The organism is Pseudarthrobacter sp. LMD1-1-1.1 (genome assembly GCF_040676255.1).
Classification (GTDB): Bacteria; Actinomycetota; Actinomycetes; order Actinomycetales; family Micrococcaceae; genus Arthrobacter.
Genome location: NZ_JBEGHP010000024.1, coordinates 177,378 through 190,355, shown reverse-complemented (window position 1 = coordinate 190,355; position 12,978 = coordinate 177,378). Strand labels below are relative to the sequence as shown.

Genomic DNA, 12,978 nt, shown 5'->3' with positions numbered 1-12,978 from the left:
TGCGTTTAGTGCTGGCTGGGGGCAGCGCAATCCGCGGAGGGGTTGCCGCCTGGCCGTTCGCCAGCGATGTCAGGGCCCTAAGCCCCATGGGGGAGGTGTTCCGCAAAGATCAACAGAGTTCGCGCTAAGCAACAAGAGTGCTGTACGTCACTTTCAAAGTCAAGGGCGCCGTGCAGCGAAAGGGCATCCTGCAGGCGGCCGGAAAAGGGCAGGCTGCCCTTAACAGGGCAATGACCCCGGGTTCCAACGAACCCGGGGTCATTGCCGTGTTGACTCTGGCGGCTGTCAGTGCCGCGTGTAACCCATGTTGGCGCTGACTTTGAGTCCCGCGTCCTTGAGGGTGTCCAGCAGGCCCGGGATCTTCTCCGGGTCGAACCGGAATGCCGGCCCGGAAATGCTGAGGGCACCGATGACGACGCCTTGGTGGTTGTAGACGGGCACTGCCACGGCATTCAGGCCGATCTCGAACTCCTCCCGCACCACCGCGTACCCGTTGGCCACTACCTCGAGCAGCTGTGCGTCCAGTTCCTTGCGGGAGGTGATGGTGCGGGCGGTGCGGGCAGTCAGGCCCGTCTCCTTCAAAATCCGGTCCCGGTCGTCAGCCTCCAGTGCCGCCAGGAGGACCTTGCCACTGGAGGTCGCGTGCAGCGGGGTCAGGCTTCCCACCCAGTCGTAAGTGGCCAGGGTGGAGGGACCCATGGCCTGGTCCACGTTCACAGCGTAGTTGGAGCGCAGGACGGCCAGGTTCACAGTTTCCTTGAACTCTTCCGCCAGGCTCTCCAGGACTGGCCTTGCCTCGCGCACCAGGCTTAGGCGGCCGGGAATGGAGCTGGCCAGGCGAAGGATCCCGAAACCGAGCTGGTACTTGCCGCGTTCACTGTTTTGATGGACCATCTCACGGGTGACCAGCGAGCCCATCAGCCGGGACACGGTGGACTTGTGGATCCCCATTTCCTCGGCTATTTCGCTCACGCCCGCATGTCCCTCCCGTGCCAGGATCTCCAGGACGGTCAGGGCCCGCTCCACGGACTGCACGCCGCCGGACTGTCCGCCTTCCGCATCGGTATCGGATTCAGTTTCCTTATTCGAAGCCATACTTCCTGATCCTATGCCGGTTAATGTGACGGCCGTGACATTGCGGCAGGCCGGCCGGGCAGCGGAAGCCTGTGAGGGCCCGCTAGCTGCCGCGGTAGGTGGAGTACGCGAACGGGCTCAGGAGCAGGGGCACGTGGTAGTGCTCGGGGCCGGTGACTTCGAAGACCAGGTCCACTTCCGGGAAGAACGTCCGCGTCTGCAAGTCCGCGTAGTAGGCGCCCGTGGCGAAGTTCAATTTGTAGTGGCCGGGTTCCAGCTGCTCCGGCCCCAAGTCCTTGGCCCGGCCATCAGCGTCGGTGCTGGAGGTGGCTAGCTCACGCCAGGTGCCGGCGTCGTTCTTCGAAAGGACGACGGCGACACCCGCCGCCGGGCGCCCCGCGCCGGTATCAAGGATGTGGGTGGTCACATGTGAGACGCTCATTCGCTGATCACTCCTTCGAGCCGCAGTACGGCGATTTCGCGCAGCTGCTGGGCCACGATGCTGTCTTCTTCTTCCGGGGAGTTGGTGAGCCGCTGGTCCAGTGCCGCCAGGATGTCCTGTGATCTGCGTCCGGCTGCCCGGATCAGGAAGACGCGGCCGAACTTCTCCTCGTACTCCCGGTTCCCGCGTGCCAGGGCGTCGGCGACAGCAGTATCCGCCGGGTCCACCCCGGCCTGCTCGGAACGGGACATGGACGCCTCGGTGCCGGCCGCCGTCGGGCGTTCCCCGATCCTGGGGTGGTGGGCCATGGCGGCTTCCACCTCGGCCGGTGTGAATGGGCTGGCAGCCTTGGCGGCAAACGCCAGGAGCCCGTCGCGGTTTGCGTAGGGACGGGCTCCGGCCACCGCCTCCACCCAGCGGCTGACGTCGATGCAGGGCCGGAGGATGGCTTGGGCGGCGGCGGGATCCGCGCTGTTGAATTCGGCAAGCTTCATGCTGGTCGCAATCCTTGGGGTCATGCTGGCATCCATGGTGAGGGCTATGCGGATGCCGGACAACCCGGCGCCTGCGCACTGCAAGGCTTCCGCATCATGGAACTGTTATTTCAGCATACGTAATATTCAAGAGCAGGTGCGGTGCACTGTCAAGCCGTTGGGAGCCCTAGTCCTGTGATGACGTGCGCGACAGGACCCAGGTGTTGGTGCCGTCCTGGCGTTCGAACGTCACCGTGGTCACCAGCGCCTCGATCATTGCCAGCCCGCGCCCCGACTCTGCGTCCTCCCCCGGGACGGCCGGCTCCATGGGGCCGAACGGCGGCTTCGCGTGGTAGGCGCTGACCCGTGCCTGCAGCATGGCCGGCTGCACGGTGGTCTCCACACCCAGTTCCACCTCCCGGTCACCGGCCGGCTGGGCGTGCTGGACGATGTTGGACGCGGACTCGATGACCGCCGTCGTGAACGTCATCTGGTCCATGTCGTTGACGAACGGAACGTCGAGCCAGAGGCTGTCGAGGTCGTTGTGGACCGCCTCGATGGCGTCCTCGGCAGCGGGTCCCCGGAAGCTGCGCGAAGCCAGGACCTCAGTCATTGCTGAACGCCTCCTCGGCCGTGGGGTAGGCGGTGAGGACCTTGTCCATGCTGGTCAGCTTCAGGACCATGTTCACCTGCGGCTGCACGGCAGCGATCCGCAGGTCCCCGCCGGCCTGGCGGGCGGCCTTCAGGCAGCCGATCAGCGCGCCGAGGCCCGAGGAGTCCATGAACGCGGTGTTTTCCAGGTTGACCACGATCCGGTTGGACCCGCCCGCGATCACGTCCGTCACGAACTCGCGCAGCTTGGGCGCGGAGACCATGTTCAGCCGCCCGTCCGCCTTGACCTCCGCGTACGAGTCTTTGACCTCATAACTGAACTCCATCAGGATTCCTCTCTGTTTGCAGGTTCTGCGGCCGGCTCGTACCCCTTGTAGAGGACGGCGCGGACCAGGATGCTCATGACCACCAGGTCAAAGACCACCCAGAGGACGTTAACCAGGGTGCCCAGCGGTTCCGCCAGCCCGGTGGCCAGGCGGACAATTCCGACGACGGCGGCCAGGGCGAGCAGGACGGACACCACGATCTGGGGCCGGATGAGGCTCCAGCTGGGTCCGCCGCTTTGGCGGGCCTTGGGGGTGACCGCAAACCCCAGGGGACGGCCGAACCAGACGTTGCGGGCCGCCGTCGTGCACGCCTTGATCCAGGTGGGGAACAGGGCAAGGCTGTACTGCTGGCCGCGCCAGGTGGGGATGCCGCGGCCGGCCACGGCGAACAGCAGCTGGTTGACCACCATGAACGGGATGAACCGGATGAAGAAGTCCCAGCTGAGGCTGCTGACCGGCAGGATGCCCAGCAGCAGGTAGATGATGGGGGCCGCGAAATAGATGACGGCGGCGAACCCGCTGAGGTACGTCCACATGGTGGCGAAGTACATCAGGCGCTGGCCGATTTTGAGGCCCTTCTGCACCAGGGGGTTCTCCCGCAGCAACACCTGGATGGTGCCCTGGGCCCAGCGGAGGCGCTGCGTCAGCATGGTGGCGATGTCCTCGGGCGCCAGGCCGTACGCCAGGATCTCGTGGTGGTAGACGCTCTCCCAGCCCATGGCGTGCATGCGCATGGCGGTGGCCATGTCCTCGGTGACGGAAATGGTGGCCAGGGGCATGACGGGCTGGGCTTCGTTGCTGCGTTCCACGGTCAGCGCATCCAGCACGGCCTGGACGGATTCCAGGGCGCCCAGGGGCGACCAGTCACGGGCGGACATGCGCTGGACTGCGTCGTCCGCAACCACCGGGACGCCGGACTCGCCCACGTGGGCCAGTTCCATGGCGGCGATTTCCTCAAGGTCCGCCTGCAGGGCTGCGACGTCGGCCTGGACCAGGGTCTGCACTGCGGCGTCCACGCGGCGGCGGACCCGGTAGGTGACCTCGCTGAGGGGCCGGCCGGCGTCCACTTCCTCCTGGGCTTCGCGGGTGGCAGCCTCCACCTCGTCCAGGACCTCCGTCACCAGGGGTGACTCCACGTCCGCCGACTTCCGGGCCTGCTTGATGGCTGCCCGGGAGGCGGCCAAAGCGCGGCGGATGCTCTTTTCGGTCTCCTTGACGTAGCCCACCAGGCCCAGCTGCATCAGGGCCTCGCGGCGCAGGATGGCGTTGGAGCCGCAGAAGAAGGCGGCGTTCCAGCCGTCCTTGCCCTGCTGGATGGGGCCGTAGAACAGCGGTGCCTGGCTGCCCAGCGGGTCGCTGTCAGGAACGTTGCTGAAGTACTGGGGTGTCTGGACCAGGGCCACCCGGCGGTTGTTGAAGTAGCCCAGGGTCTTTTCCAGGATGTCCGGCTCGGGGATCTGGTCCGCGTCCAGGATCAGCAGGAACTCGCCGTGGGTGACCATGAGGGCGTTGTTGAGGTTGCCCGCCTTGGCATGCCGGGGGAGGTCTTTGGTCCAGTCTTCGCTCCGGGTGACGTAGCCCAGGCCGTGCTGTTCGCACAGCGCCTTGAGTTCCGGCCGTGCGCCGTCGTCCAGGATCCAGGTGCTGTGCGGGTGCCGGATTTTCTGGGCCGCCAGCGCCGTGGTGAGGACCATGTCCAGGTCCTCGTTGTAGGTGGTGATGAAGACGTCCACGGTGGCATCGTGCGGTGGCTGCGGCGCCCCCTTGCGGATCTTCAGCTTCCACACCGTCATGCCGAAGAGCATGACGTCGATGAGGCTGTAAGTTTCAGCCACCACCAGGGGGAGGGCGATCCACCAGGCATCCCAGTTGAGGGATGCCGCCCAGCGCCAGGCGATGTAGTTCAGGCCGGTCAGGACGGTGAGCACCACCACCACGCGGGTCCAGAAGCGGGTCACGCGGCCACCTCCCGGGGGAGCCGGCGGACCACGACCACCGTGACGTCGTCCTCGGCGGTCTCTGCGGGGGCGAGGGCCAGGATGGAGTTGGTCGCTTCCTGCGCCGAAGCAGCCGCCTGCGTGGCCTCCTGCACGGCGTCGGTGAAGTCCTCCACTGATTCAAAGACGTCCAGGACGCCATCGCTGACCACCACCAGGGAATCCCCCGGGGCCAGTTCCAGTTCTGCCTGGGGCCACTGGGTCCCGGGCCAGGCACCCACTGGCGGTCCTGCGGAGGGGAGGCGGTCCGCCGGGCCTGCGGGCTGGACGTGCAGCGCAAGGCCGTGGCCGGCGTCGACGTAGCTGACGTTGCCGGACGCTGCGTCCAGCCGGGCGTGGAACAGGGTGACGAAGGAGTTGGAGGAGTCCAGGTCCGCAGCGATCGCCTTGCTGGCTGAGGCGAACCCGGCGTCGAGATCCTGGCGCAGGCCGGTGGAGCGCATGACGGCGCGGACGGTGGCTGCGATCAGTGCCGCGCCCATGCCTTTGCCCATGGCGTCGGCGAACGTCAGGTGGAGCCCGCCCGGGGTCTGGTACCAGTCATAGAAGTCGCCGCCCACATTGCGGGAGGGCCGGAAGAGGCCCGCCACATCGTAGCCGTCCACCCGGATGTCCTCCTTTGGGAGGAGGCTTTGCTGCACCTCGGTGGCGCGTTCCAGCTCGCCGCGGGCTGCGGATTCAGCGGCGGCGGAGGGCCGGCGGCGGAACAGCGCGTTGATCCGGGACTGCAGCTCGCGGGGGCTGAACGGCTTGCTGATGTATTCGTCGGCGCCGTTGTCCAGGCCGGTCAGCTTGTCCAGTTCGTCTGCCCGCGCGGTGAGCATCACGATGAAGGCGTCCGAGAACTCCCTTAACAGCTTGCAGACCTCGAGTCCGTCGAGGTCCGGCAGGTTGAGGTCCAGCGTCACCAGGTCGGGCTTGCGGCGGCGGACCTCCTCCACGCCCGGCAGGCCGGCTCCCGCCTGGGTGACGTCGAAGCCCTGCTTGACCAGGACACGGACCAGCAGTCCGCGGATGTCCGGGTCATCTTCGATGACAACCGCACGGCGGGATTCGGAGGGAGAGACCATAGCTCTACTTCTACAGTATTAAGGCGCACAGGGCATGTCTTAGGCTTCACAGTTTCCCGTGACGTGGCTGACAGGTCCCGATGCATTAATTCCGCACCCAGCAGATCTTGCGGAAATCTTGGCACCTGCTTGCCGGGACGTTGAGGAACGCCGGTCACACTCGAAGAACGGCAACAGCTTTCCAGACAACAGGGTACGACGACGATCCGCGCGGGGGCTGTTCGGCTTGCGGAAGGCGGGGAAGCCAATGGAATACGTCAAAAAGAGCGGGATGGACAAAGCCAGGGCGCTGCTGCGCGTCCTCTTCCACTCCCGGAAAGTGCGGGCCGCCGCCCGGGAACTTGAGCATGCGCTCGCCGAATCGCGGGAAGTATCCAGTTGGCCGGGGGACCGGCTGCAGGTGGGGGAGGACATGTCCCGCCAGGTGGAAAGGCTCACGCACCGGCTCAAGCTGGAGACCGAGGCACACCACAGGCTTGAGGCCCTTTTAAAGACTGCGGGCGGAGGGCATTCCGTCGCGGCCCTGTAGGTGCCACACTTAGCAGCAATCGATTGGCTGGGGGATAGTCAGGAGATTGCTGTGAGTTTGTTGCTGGGCTGGTCGTACCTGATGGCAGGACTCATGACCATGGACGCGCTGCTGCTTGCGTTGTGGGCCATGGAGGTCGACTGGGGGAAGTACTGGCGCCGGAAATAGCGCCGTCATGCCAGCTCCAGGCGCATCAGCACCCGGGGAAAGCCGTTGAGCACCGAGGTTGTGTCTGCCGCCTTGGTGAAGCCGGCATCCTCGAACAGCCTGCGGGTTCCCACATAAGCCATGGTGAGGTCCACCTTGTGGCCGCCGTTGTCCACCGGATAGCCCTCCACCACGGGAGCCCCATAAGCGCGCGCCAGAGCCACTGCGCCGGCCAGCAGGTGGTGCGAGATTCCCTTGCCCCGCTGGCCGGGACGGACGCGCAAGCACCAGACAGACCAGGCGTCCCTGTCATCCACATGCGGGATTCTGCGGTTCCGGGCGAAACTGGTGTCCGCGCGCGGGTGCACCGCTGCCCACCCGACCGGTTCGCCGCCGTCGTACGCCACCACGCCTGGCGGTGGATCCTGCGCCACCAGCTGCCTGACCAGCTCCCCGCGCTCTTCGCCCCGCAATGACACGTTCTGCTTCGAGGGAATCCGGTAGCTCAGGCACCAGCAGACGGTGGCGTCGGGCCGTTTGGGCCCCACGAGTATTTTGACGTCCTCGAAGCTGGTTGCCGGGCGCACCTCAATGGCCATGGTGCGATCCTAGTCGCCGGGAATCCGGCCGATGCTCCAGGCGGCGACCCTGCGCACGTCAACCCGGGTGGCCTGCAGCGGAACCCTGGTTCCCCCTGAGAGCAGCACCGGCGCCAGGAAGTGGAGGTACCGTGGCTGGGCTTCCGTGCCGGCCTCGCCCGCTGGGGAACCATAGGCGTCGAGAACTCCGGCGATGGCCCAGCTGCCGATCCGGACCTGGTCATTTTGCCGCTGCGTCCAGGCGTGCTCCGATACAGCCGATCCGGAGATCACGGCACCATCAACCACCACGGTGAGCTCCACTGTTGCGTCGTCGCCTGCCTGAAAGATCGAGGCCAGCAGCAGCGCCAGGCGGGGATCCGCTCCGGCTGCAGGTGTTTCCTTGTCCGTTTCGCTGTCCATGACCATCCCTTCCCCATCCCGCGGAACTGATTGTCTCCCCATCAGCCCAGTTTCCACCCTGTTGGCTCCTGGTGCCCCTCACTACACTGGGACGCATGACCCAGCAGGAACCGGGCAGTGCTGCCGCGGATCCGGATACCGTTGCCGCCTCCCTACGAACGCCGGCTGAGCGCTCCCGCACCTTCGCCGGAATCCTGGTCAACACGGCACTGGCCAACATCACCACCAGCTACCTGTGGTTCGCCCTGACGTTCTGGCTGTACCTGGAGACGCGCAACGTCATAGCCACCGGGGTGGTGGGCGGCGCGTACATGCTGCTGATTGCCCTGTCCAGTATCAGCTTCGGTACGTTCGTGGACCGCTGCCGGAAGCTGGCCGTGATGCGGTTCGCCGCCGCCTTCACCCTGGTGATGTTCCTACTGTCCGGGGTGATGTTCCTGCTCACGCCTGCCCCGTCCCTGCTGGACCTGGGTCAGCCGTGGTTCTGGATTTTCACCCTGATCATCCTGGTGGGCGCCGTGGTGGAGAACATGCGGAACATCGCCCTGTCCACCACGGTGACCATCCTCATCGAGCCGGAGCGGCGGGCGAATGCCAACGGGTTGGTGGGGATGGTGCAGGGCCTGATGTTCATCGTCACTTCCCTGCTGTCCGGGCTGTCCATCGGGTTGCTGGGCATGGGCTGGACCATCGCCGTCGCGCTGGTGCTTACGGCGCTGGCTGCGGCACACCTGCTGACCCTCCGGATGCCCGAGGAGATGCGTGCGGCGGCATCGGACGCCCACGGCGGATTCGACCTCCGGGGCTCGTTCACGGCAGTGCTGGCCATATCGGGGCTCTTCGCGCTGATCCTGTTTTCAACGTTCAACAACTTCATCGGCGGCGTCTACATGGCATTGATGGACCCGTACGGGCTGGAAATGTTCTCGGTGGAGATTTGGGGTGCGGTCTTCGCGGTTGGATCCACGGGATTCATCCTTGGCGGTGCCCTGATCGGCAAGTTCGGGCTCGGCGCCAACCCCTTGCGCACCCTCCTGGTCGCCGTGGCGGCCATGGGCGTACTCGGCGCGGTCTTTACGCTGCGGGAGTGGGCGTGGCTCTACATCCTGGGGATCTGGCTGTACCTGGTGCTGGTCCCGTTCGTGGAGGCGGCAGAACAAACCGTCATCCAGCGGGTGGTGCCGCTGGAACGGCAGGGGCGTGTCTTCGGGTTCGCCATGGCGTTTGAGTCCGCCGCGGCCCCCGTCACGGCGTTCCTCGTCGCGCCCATCGCCCAGTTTTGGATCATCCCGTATGCGCGGTCCGCGGAGGGCGCCGCGCTCCTGGCGCCGTTGCTGGGTGAGGGCACCTCCCGCGGCATCGCCCTGGTGTTCCTGGTGGCCGGAATCATCATGATCGCGGCCGCACTGCTGGCCTTCCTTGCCCCGGTCTACCGGCGGGTTTCCGCGTCGTATGCGCAGGTGGCGGCAGAAACTGCGCATTAAACACCGGACGCCCCGGCACCAGGTGCCGGGGCGTCCGTGGAAATGCTGCAGGAAGTGATGGGCGCTAGAGTCCCAGGGCTTCCTTGAGGCGGCCGACGTGGCCGTCGGCCTGTACCTGGTACTGGGCCAGGGTGACGTTTCCTTCAGGGTCCACCACAACCGTGGAGCGGACGATGCCTTCGTGGATTTCGCCCTGGACCAGCTTTTCGCCCCAGGCGCCGTAGGCCAGGGCAACCGCGTGGTCGGGGTCGGAGAGGAGGGGGAAGGTGAGGGAGAAGTCGCCGCTGAAGCCGGCCAGGGCTTCCTGCGCGTCGGGGGAGATGCCCACTACCTCGTAGCCCTTGCCCTGCAGGGAGGCCAGGCTGTCGCGGAAGTCGCAGGCCTCGGTGGTGCAGCCGGGGGTCGCGGCCTTCGGGTAGAAGTAGACAATGACGTTCTTGCCACGGTAATCGGCCAGAGAGGTCTCGCGGCCCTGGGCGTCCCGGAGGGTGAAATCAGGAGCCGGGGTGCCGGGCTGAAGCTTGGTGGTCAGGGTGGGGCTCATGGCGTTCCTTTGTAAGACTCGGTCAGTGATGGCCAAACATCAAGTGAAGCGGGTCACCGCTTACTGATACAAACCAGCGCGTCATATGCAGTATTCCGCCGGACCCCGAACGGCTGCGTGCGGGCCCGGCACAAACTGGTAGCCGCCGCCGCGGACAGTGGCCACGGCATGGCGGGCATTGCCCAGTTTCTTGCGGATCCTGCCCACGTAGACGTCGATGGAACGTGCGGTGGCTCCGGGAAAATCCAACGATTCCAGGAACTCCTGCAGCTCTTCGCGGCCTACCGTGCGGGACAGGTGCGTCACCAGGTAGCGCAGCACCTTGTATTCGACGCCGGTCAGCGCCACCGGCCTGCCGTCCAGCAGGACGGAGTCGGCGGCGAGGTCCACGGCGACCCTGCTGACGGGGCCGGCCGACGGCGGCAGGCGGGTGCCGCCGTCGGCCGCGGTTGCGCCGGGGTTCTCCGCCGTGGAAGGAACGCGAGAGGAGTCGGCTGCGGCTCCTTCCGCATTGGCGGAGACCCCGGACGTGGGGGCTCCGGCGGCAGGCCAGTGGACTTCCGCCTCCGGAGCAGTTTCGAGGGCCCTGGCAAGGACCATTTGGGCGGCGTGGCGCAGGATATCCGGGCTGGTCCCTTCGGCCGGGACCACCCACACGGCGAGGCCACGGGCTGCGGCCTTGCGTGAAGCAAATCCTGGCCGGGTCCCCGCCCCCGGGTAGTGGGCTTCCACTGCCATGGCGGGCCCTTATACGCCGCCGCGGCGGATCAGCTTGCCCGTGGGGGTCTGGCCGTCCACTACGGCGCCGCGGAGGAAGGTCTTGCGGACCACGCCGGACAGGGCTTTGCCGTCGTATGGCGTGATGGGGTTCTTGTGCTTGAGCTTGGACACGTCCACCACGAACGCCTCATCAGGGGCGAACACCGCAAAATCGGCGTCGTAGCCCAAAGCCAGCTGGCCCTTGTTGGTGAGCCGGGCCAGGCTGGCAGGCTTCTCCGCCATCCAGGACACCACCTGTTCCAGCGGGATGCCCCGGTGCCGGGCCTCGCTCCAGATCAGGGACAGTCCCAGCTGCAGGGATGAGACCCCGCCCCAGGCCACGGCGAAGTCACCGTTCTCCAGGTCCTTGAGGTCCAGCGTGGACGGGGAGTGGTCCGAGACGATGCAGTCGATGGTGCCGTCCTGCAGGCCCTGCCACAGCAGCTCCCGGTTGGAGGCTTCCCGGATGGGCGGGCAGCACTTGTAGGCGGTGGCGCCGTCGGGGATTTCCTCCGCCATCAGCGTCAGGTAGTGCGGGCACGTCTCCACGGTGAGCTTGACGCCGTCGCGCTTGGCGCTGGCAATCATGGGCAGGGCGTCCGACGACGACAGGTGCAGGATGTGCGCACGCGCACCGGTCCAGCGGGCGCGTTCGATGACCTCGGCGATGGCCTTGTTCTCGGCACCGCGGGGGCGGGAGGCGAGGAAGGTTTCGTAATGGTCGCCGCCGGGGTGGGGTGCGCGGTCGATGGCGTGCGAGTCCTCGGCATGGACGATCATGAGCGAGTCGAAGGACTTCAGCTCGGCCATGTCCTCTTCCATCTCATCCGCGTCCAGGTGCGGGAACTCGTCCACGCCGGAGTGCAGGAGGAAGCACTTGAAGCCGAACACGCCTTCGTCGTGCAGGGGACGCAGGTCTGCCTTGTTGCCGGGGATGGCGCCGCCCCAGAACCCGACGTCGATGAAGGCCTGGTCCTCGGCTACCTCGCGCTTGAGCTTGAGGTTCTCCACCGTGGTGGTGGGCGGGACGGAGTTCAGCGGCATGTCGATGATGGTGGTCACGCCGCCGGCCGCGGCTGCACGGGTGGCGGAGGCGAAGCCTTCCCACTCGGTGCGGCCTGGTTCGTTGACGTGGACGTGGGTGTCCACCAGGCCGGGCAGCAGGGTTTCGTCGTCGGCCAGTTCGATGACCTCGGTGCCGGCCAGGCCGTTGCCCAGCGGCTCAATGGCCACGATCTTGCCATTGCGCACGCCCACTTCACGCGGGGCGATGCCTGCGGTGGTCAGGATGCGCCGGCCCCGGATGACGAGGTCAAAACGTTCTTCAGACACGGAGGTCCTCCTTGGTACTTGCGGCGGCGGTCCTGTCGGCCGCCAACCCCGCACTGATCTGGGTGCCCAGCTGCTCCAGCAGCGGTCCTGCCTCTGCTATGCACCTGTTTACATCGGTTTCGAGCGCCGTCAAAGCGTAGACATCCTCGAACCCGGCAGCCACTGCCTGGTCCTGGTCCAGGGTGGTCCGGCCGCAGACGGCGATGACGGGGACCCCCTGCGCCGCTGCGGCGCGGGCAACGCCCATGGGTGTCTTGCCCAGCAGGCTTTGTTCGTCCAGGCTGCCTTCGCCGGTGATCACCAGGTCGGCGCCGGCCAGGCGGTCCGCCAGCCCGGTGAATTCCAGGACGACGTCGATGCCTGGCCGCCGTGTCGCGGCCAGGACGGCGATGGCGGCGTAGCCCACGCCGCCGGCTGCCCCGGCTCCGGGAGCCTCGGCAGCCTTGACGGCGCGGAATCCGATTTCCCTGGCCAGGACTTCGACAAACCTGGCCAGGGCGGCGTCGAGCATGCCGACGTCTTGTGGTGTGGCGCCCTTTTGCGGACCGAACACCGCCGCGGCGCCCTGGGCGCCGAGCAGCGGGTTATCCACGTCGGATGCCAGCACGAAGCGGGTGTCCACCAGGCGGGGCTCGAAATCGGTGAAGTCGATGCTGTGCAGGTTGGCCAGCGCAGCCCCGCCCGGGGGAAGTTCGTTGTTGCGGCTGTCCAGGAACCTGGCACCGAGGCCCTGCAGGAGCCCCGCACCGCCGTCGGTATTCGCGCTGCCCCCAACGCCCAGCACGATGCGGCGGCAACCCGCGTCCAGCGCGGCACGGATGAGCTGCCCCGTGCCCAGGCTGGTGGCCGTGGTGGCATGCGCCGGGCTGGGGCGGCCGCCGTCCTTTACCCGGGGGACCAGCGCCAGCCCGGAGGCTGTGGCCATTTCGATGACGGCTTCGTGGCCCCGGACGGCGAACTCGGCTTCCACCGGCTGCCCGGTGGGTCCGGCCACCGTAGCCGTGCGCCGGGTGAAGCCGGAGCCGACGGCGGCGTCGAGGGTGCCCTCGCCGCCGTCGGCCACCGGAATCCGGACCACGTCAAGGTTGCCCCCGGCCCCGCGCTGCAGGCCCTTTTCCAGGTGGCTGCACACCTCCGGGGCTGACAGCGATCCCTTGAACTTGTCCGGGGCGATCACGATGCGCATGG

General features: G+C 66.9%; 15 protein-coding genes. 2 read left to right on the top strand and 13 right to left on the bottom strand.

Annotated elements, in window-relative coordinates; translation table 11 throughout:
• Positions 1-285: 285 nt before the first annotated feature.
• The 7 genes from MRBLMD1_RS17310 to MRBLMD1_RS17280 form a co-directional block, all read right to left on the bottom strand.
• On the bottom strand, positions 286-1,095 hold the full coding sequence (locus MRBLMD1_RS17310) for an IclR family transcriptional regulator (protein WP_364401843.1): 810 nt from the start codon (positions 1,093-1,095) through the stop codon (positions 286-288).
• 82 nt (positions 1,096-1,177) lie between these two features.
• Entirely contained in the window at positions 1,178-1,516 is a 339-nt protein-coding gene (gene uraH / locus MRBLMD1_RS17305) for a hydroxyisourate hydrolase (protein ID WP_324643268.1), read from the bottom strand.
• Positions 1,513-2,010, bottom strand: a complete 498-nt coding sequence (uraD, locus tag MRBLMD1_RS17300) for a 2-oxo-4-hydroxy-4-carboxy-5-ureidoimidazoline decarboxylase (protein WP_364401840.1) — start codon at positions 2,008-2,010, stop codon at positions 1,513-1,515. Before uraD ends, uraH begins: the two co-directional genes overlap by 4 nt.
• A gap of 166 nt (positions 2,011-2,176) precedes the next feature.
• Positions 2,177-2,602: an ATP-binding protein gene (locus tag MRBLMD1_RS17295; protein ID WP_364401837.1), complete on the bottom strand. Its 426-nt coding sequence runs from the start codon at positions 2,600-2,602 to the stop codon at positions 2,177-2,179.
• On the bottom strand, positions 2,595-2,927 hold the full coding sequence (locus MRBLMD1_RS17290; protein WP_141945622.1) for an STAS domain-containing protein: 333 nt from the start codon (positions 2,925-2,927) through the stop codon (positions 2,595-2,597). The genes MRBLMD1_RS17295 and MRBLMD1_RS17290 overlap by 8 nt, the downstream gene beginning before the upstream one ends.
• Positions 2,927-4,885 (bottom strand): glycosyltransferase family 2 protein, encoded by a 1,959-nt coding sequence (locus MRBLMD1_RS17285; protein ID WP_364401834.1) that lies wholly within the window; start codon positions 4,883-4,885, stop codon positions 2,927-2,929. Before MRBLMD1_RS17285 ends, MRBLMD1_RS17290 begins: the two co-directional genes overlap by 1 nt.
• On the bottom strand, positions 4,882-5,994 hold the full coding sequence (locus MRBLMD1_RS17280; RefSeq protein ID WP_159629879.1) for a PP2C family protein-serine/threonine phosphatase: 1,113 nt from the start codon (positions 5,992-5,994) through the stop codon (positions 4,882-4,884). The genes MRBLMD1_RS17285 and MRBLMD1_RS17280 overlap by 4 nt, the downstream gene beginning before the upstream one ends.
• A gap of 247 nt (positions 5,995-6,241) precedes the next feature.
• Between MRBLMD1_RS17280 and MRBLMD1_RS17275 the strand changes: the two genes are divergently transcribed.
• Positions 6,242-6,523: a hypothetical protein gene (locus MRBLMD1_RS17275; protein WP_224023239.1), complete on the top strand. Its 282-nt coding sequence runs from the start codon at positions 6,242-6,244 to the stop codon at positions 6,521-6,523.
• A gap of 173 nt (positions 6,524-6,696) precedes the next feature.
• Here MRBLMD1_RS17275 and MRBLMD1_RS17270 read toward each other — a convergent pair whose 3' ends face one another.
• Together MRBLMD1_RS17270 and MRBLMD1_RS17265 are read right to left on the bottom strand one after the other, a co-directional pair.
• The gene (locus MRBLMD1_RS17270) at positions 6,697-7,269 is read right to left on the bottom strand and encodes a GNAT family N-acetyltransferase (RefSeq protein ID WP_159629883.1); all 573 of its coding nucleotides are present in this window, start codon (positions 7,267-7,269) and stop codon (positions 6,697-6,699) included.
• A gap of 9 nt (positions 7,270-7,278) precedes the next feature.
• Entirely contained in the window at positions 7,279-7,671 is a 393-nt protein-coding gene (locus MRBLMD1_RS17265) for a hypothetical protein (RefSeq protein ID WP_159629885.1), read from the bottom strand.
• A gap of 95 nt (positions 7,672-7,766) precedes the next feature.
• Between MRBLMD1_RS17265 and MRBLMD1_RS17260 the strand changes: the two genes are divergently transcribed.
• Positions 7,767-9,155: an MFS transporter gene (locus MRBLMD1_RS17260; protein WP_159629887.1), complete on the top strand. Its 1,389-nt coding sequence runs from the start codon at positions 7,767-7,769 to the stop codon at positions 9,153-9,155.
• Positions 9,156-9,219: 64 nt separating this feature from the next.
• Here the strand turns inward: MRBLMD1_RS17260 and bcp are convergent, their stop codons facing one another.
• The 4 genes from bcp to MRBLMD1_RS17240 form a co-directional block, all read right to left on the bottom strand.
• The gene (gene bcp, locus MRBLMD1_RS17255) at positions 9,220-9,699 is read right to left on the bottom strand and encodes a thioredoxin-dependent thiol peroxidase (RefSeq protein ID WP_159629889.1); all 480 of its coding nucleotides are present in this window, start codon (positions 9,697-9,699) and stop codon (positions 9,220-9,222) included.
• A gap of 81 nt (positions 9,700-9,780) precedes the next feature.
• Entirely contained in the window at positions 9,781-10,437 is a 657-nt protein-coding gene (locus tag MRBLMD1_RS17250; protein WP_364401828.1) for a winged helix-turn-helix domain-containing protein, read from the bottom strand.
• Between the two features lie 9 nt (positions 10,438-10,446).
• Entirely contained in the window at positions 10,447-11,790 is a 1,344-nt protein-coding gene (allB, locus tag MRBLMD1_RS17245) for an allantoinase AllB (RefSeq protein WP_255173422.1), read from the bottom strand.
• Complete coding sequence (locus MRBLMD1_RS17240; RefSeq protein WP_364401824.1) at positions 11,783-12,976, bottom strand: glycerate kinase; 1,194 nt, start codon at positions 12,974-12,976, stop codon at positions 11,783-11,785. Before MRBLMD1_RS17240 ends, allB begins: the two co-directional genes overlap by 8 nt.
• Positions 12,977-12,978 lie beyond the last annotated feature (2 nt).

What these genes read in the sequence shown, in the direction of transcription:
- MRBLMD1_RS17240 (WP_364401824.1), bottom strand. Translation starts at nt 12,976, where the DNA reads ATGCGCATCGTGATCGCCCCGGACAAGTTCAAGGGATCGCTGTCAGCC.
- MRBLMD1_RS17260 (WP_159629887.1), top strand. Translation starts at nt 7,767, where the DNA reads ATGACCCAGCAGGAACCGGGCAGTGCTGCCGCGGATCCGGATACCGTT.
- MRBLMD1_RS17265 (WP_159629885.1), bottom strand. Translation starts at nt 7,671, where the DNA reads ATGGACAGCGAAACGGACAAGGAAACACCTGCAGCCGGAGCGGATCCC.
- MRBLMD1_RS17290 (WP_141945622.1), bottom strand. Translation starts at nt 2,927, where the DNA reads ATGGAGTTCAGTTATGAGGTCAAAGACTCGTACGCGGAGGTCAAGGCG.
- MRBLMD1_RS17250 (WP_364401828.1), bottom strand. Translation starts at nt 10,437, where the DNA reads ATGGCAGTGGAAGCCCACTACCCGGGGGCGGGGACCCGGCCAGGATTT.
- bcp (WP_159629889.1), bottom strand. Translation starts at nt 9,699, where the DNA reads ATGAGCCCCACCCTGACCACCAAGCTTCAGCCCGGCACCCCGGCTCCT.
- uraH (WP_324643268.1), bottom strand. Translation starts at nt 1,516, where the DNA reads ATGAGCGTCTCACATGTGACCACCCACATCCTTGATACCGGCGCGGGG.
- MRBLMD1_RS17310 (WP_364401843.1), bottom strand. Translation starts at nt 1,095, where the DNA reads ATGGCTTCGAATAAGGAAACTGAATCCGATACCGATGCGGAAGGCGGA.
- MRBLMD1_RS17275 (WP_224023239.1), top strand. Translation starts at nt 6,242, where the DNA reads ATGGAATACGTCAAAAAGAGCGGGATGGACAAAGCCAGGGCGCTGCTG.
- uraD (WP_364401840.1), bottom strand. Translation starts at nt 2,010, where the DNA reads ATGAAGCTTGCCGAATTCAACAGCGCGGATCCCGCCGCCGCCCAAGCC.
- MRBLMD1_RS17280 (WP_159629879.1), bottom strand. Translation starts at nt 5,994, where the DNA reads ATGGTCTCTCCCTCCGAATCCCGCCGTGCGGTTGTCATCGAAGATGAC.
- MRBLMD1_RS17295 (WP_364401837.1), bottom strand. Translation starts at nt 2,602, where the DNA reads ATGACTGAGGTCCTGGCTTCGCGCAGCTTCCGGGGACCCGCTGCCGAG.
- MRBLMD1_RS17270 (WP_159629883.1), bottom strand. Translation starts at nt 7,269, where the DNA reads ATGGCCATTGAGGTGCGCCCGGCAACCAGCTTCGAGGACGTCAAAATA.